The sequence below is a fragment of the Flavobacterium sp. UGB4466 genome, assembly GCF_903469665.1.
Lineage (GTDB): Bacteria > Bacteroidota > Bacteroidia > Flavobacteriales > Flavobacteriaceae > Flavobacterium > Flavobacterium lipolyticum.
Map to the genome: position 1 here is coordinate 1 of NZ_CAGKLC010000203.1, position 3344 is coordinate 3344.

Sequence of the window (3344 nt, forward strand, 5' to 3'; positions counted from 1 at the left end):
TTTAAAGCCTCTCAAAACAGCCAAACATAAATATTGAATTCTATATATTTGTTTTTAAAGAATGATGAAAATGAGCCTCCTTAAAAAAACAAATATACCACAAATACTTTTCCTGTTATTAGTTTTAAGTTCATGTGGTAATGATAAAAAAACAACCGCCGATACCACAACTACAACAGAAGATACTTTACCGAAAATGAAACCGTTAGGTCCTGAAAAAAGAATTTCGCAAGCCTATATCAATTCAGTTGCAGGAAGAATAAATCACTTTTACAATAAAAACTGGCCCAACAATACGATGAACGGAAGTTTTTTGGTCGCCCGAAACGGTCAGATTATTTTTGAACGTTATAGTGGTTTTGCCAATAAAAACGAAGGCACCAAAATAACCGCAGAAACTCCTGTTCAGATTGCTTCTGTGAGCAAGGTTCTGACTGCTACAGCAGTTTTAAAACTGGTTAATGCCGGTAAGATCGATTTAGATCAAAAGGTAAATACGATTCTAAAAACCTTTCCGTACGAAGACTGCACCATCAGAATGCTGCTGGACCATCGTACCGGAATGCGCAATTATGCCTATTTTACAGACAGAGACAAATCCGTTTGGGACAGACACAATCAGCTTACCAATAAAGATATCCTGGACATTTTAGCGACCAAGAACATTGGTTTGGAATCCAGAACCGGAACGCGATTTAGTTATTGCAATACCAACTATGCGATGCTGGCTCTAATTATTGAAAAAATTACGGGCTTAACGTATAAAGAAGCTATGCACCAAATGATTTTCAAACCTTTGGGAATGAAACACACCTACGTTTTTGATGATGATAAGGACAGAAAGAAAATTGTTCCTTCTTATAAAGGTAATGGTGTAGAAATTGGTTTTGATTATTTGGACAATGTTTACGGAGACAAAAATATTTTTTCAACGGTGCGAGACCTTTTAAAATTTGATCGTGCCAGAAATTCACCTGATTTTTTAAAACCCGCCTTACTGAAACAAGTTTATACCGGATACAGTAATGAACGTAAAGGAACCAAAAATTACGGATTAGGAATCAGAATGATCAATTGGGAAACCGGACAGAATTTTTATTTCCACAATGGCTGGTGGCACGGCAATACTTCTTCTTATATTACTTTAATGAAAGAACATGTTACCATTATTGCCTTGTCGAACAAAATGACCCGAAATACCTATGCGGTTCGCAAACTGGCACCAATTTTTGGCGATTACCCTTTTAACTTCAAGGACGAAGACTAATACAGTAGTCGTAAAGTCAAAAGTCAAAAGTCAAAAGTCGAAAGTCAAAAGTCGAAAGTCAAAAGTCGAAAGTCAAAAGTCGAAAGTCGAAAGTCGAAAGTCGAAAGTTGAAAGTCGAAAGTCGTAAAATCAAAAGTCGTAAAGACCTAAAGACCTAAAGACCTAAAGCAGTTACAATATTGGCTTTGATCTTTTTAAATACCATCAATTGTGCGAAAACAAAAAGTAAGCGTTTGACTTTAAAAACTTTACAACTTTCGACTTTCGACTAATACGGAATAATATAATTTTCTGAAAAATTTATTACAAAACTAACTGCAAATAGTATAAATTTGCAAACTCATTTTTGGGGTCGACTGGTTTTGACAGCAAGTCGAATTGAAAAGTAAGCACGTCGAGCATTGAGACCTTGCTCGTAAATATAAGATCTTACAATTTTACACGGCGAAAATAACTACGCTTTAGCTGCATAATCCGAATTATAGTAAGATTGCGCCACGTTCCTACAAGGTAGGAAAGCTGGATTCTCCTTGAAAGCCTTGGTTTGTGGCGGTCAGTACAGGGGAACCGTAAAAATAAACCTAGATTTCCATGAGCTTCGGGTGGATATCGAAATTAAGAAGATAAGTGTTGAGTGGTTGTTCCTGACCTGGCTTAACATCGAAAATCCAATCAGGAAATAAACGTGTAGAAAGCTCTTTAGTTGCTTGTTTGGACCCGGGTTCGATTCCCGGCGACTCCACTATAACCGCCTGATATTCAGGCGGTTAAATACAAAGTTTAAAAAAAGAGAACAAAAAGAGAACAAAATTTAAGTAATTGATTTAATGTCCCCGCAAGCATTTTAATTTTTAAAACAGATTAAAATGAAATCAATTTACTCTACTCCCAAGGTGGTCAAGTATGACGATCTTTCGAAACCTTGGTTTGTCTATTTCAGATATAACCAAAAGCTTTTCCGTTATAAATTCGGAATAAACTATATCAATAGTTACAAGAAAAGGCTAATTGAAGCTAATTCACTTAGAGATGTTTTGCACGAAAAATTGCGAACTGGATGGAATCCAAACATTCCGGATGTTGTCAGCACTTTTAGTAATATGACTTTTAGCGAAGCATTAGATTTCTCAATTGAAAAAAAAACTCTTACACTAGGATCAAAAACTTTGTGTGGCTATAAAAGTACCGTAAAATTTATAAAAAATGCTTTAGCCCCAACAAATACAAAAAACTTACTTATTAGCGAAACCAAAAGAGTACACGTAAAATTAATTCTTGAAAGAACGCAACAGCAACGCAAATGGTCTAATAAGTCCTATAACAAAAATTTAGGGTACTTAAAAGCTATCCTTTCAGAATTAATACAATGGGATATCATAGAAAATAATCCAGCACTTGGAATAAGAGCTTTAAAAGTTAGTGAAGTTACCGGATTCAAACCAGCATCAGATGACCAAGTAAAAGTTATCAAAGAAAAAATACTTAATGATTTTCCCAGTTTCTACGCGTACATAATTACAATTTTCCATACCGGAATAAGACCTGAAGAACTTCTTTCCGTACAGATAAAAATGATAGACCTGAAAAAGTCACAAATTACCCTTCCACCTGGAATAACAAAAACAGACAAAGAAAGAATAGTACCAATTAACCAACACTTAAAATCTTTTTTTGAAGACATGAATCTTCATATTTACAATAAAGACTTTTTTATATTTGGATCAAGACGTGAACATTCAAACCGAGGTTTAAAAAAGAATTTAGATTTCGTTCCAGGAGCAAAACAATTAAGCAGAGACACAGCATCTAAATTATGGCGAAAACTTATTAAAACAGAATCAAATATCGATGTAGATATGTATTCTTTAAAGCATCTTGGAGCAAACAAAAAAATACTTGCAGGAATTGAGCTAGACGCACTAAGAGAACTATATGGTCACACCTCAAAAATGATGACTTTAAGATATGCTAAAGTTGTAAAAGAAGTCAATAGGCAACAAATAATTGAAAAATCACCTGATTTTTAAAGTAAACAAAACATTTATATTATTGACTTAAAATTGTTCCATTTTAGAAC

Annotated in this window: 2 protein-coding genes and 1 other RNA gene; all 3 read left to right on the plus strand. The window is 34.3% G+C overall.

Annotated elements, in window-relative coordinates; genetic code table 11:
- The first annotated feature begins 64 nt into the window (after positions 1 to 64).
- The 3 genes from JO950_RS21535 to JO950_RS21545 all read left to right on the plus strand — a co-directional run bounded on the left by JO950_RS21535 (position 65) and on the right by JO950_RS21545 (position 3294).
- On the plus strand, positions 65 to 1267 hold the full coding sequence (locus tag JO950_RS21535) for a serine hydrolase (protein ID WP_202704481.1): 1203 nt from the start codon (positions 65 to 67) through the stop codon (positions 1265 to 1267).
- A gap of 348 nt (positions 1268 to 1615) precedes the next feature.
- Positions 1616 to 2012, plus strand: a transfer-messenger RNA (tmRNA) gene (gene ssrA / locus JO950_RS21540).
- 121 nt (positions 2013 to 2133) lie between these two features.
- A complete protein-coding gene (locus JO950_RS21545) occupies positions 2134 to 3294 on the plus strand; it encodes a tyrosine-type recombinase/integrase (RefSeq protein WP_202704480.1) in 1161 nt (386 codons plus the stop codon).
- Positions 3295 to 3344 lie beyond the last annotated feature (50 nt).

Coding starts and splice junctions, on each gene's coding strand:
- JO950_RS21535 (WP_202704481.1), top strand. CDS start 65: ATGAAAATGAGCCTCCTTAAAAAAACAAATATACCACAAATACTTTTC.
- JO950_RS21545 (WP_202704480.1), top strand. CDS start 2,134: ATGAAATCAATTTACTCTACTCCCAAGGTGGTCAAGTATGACGATCTT.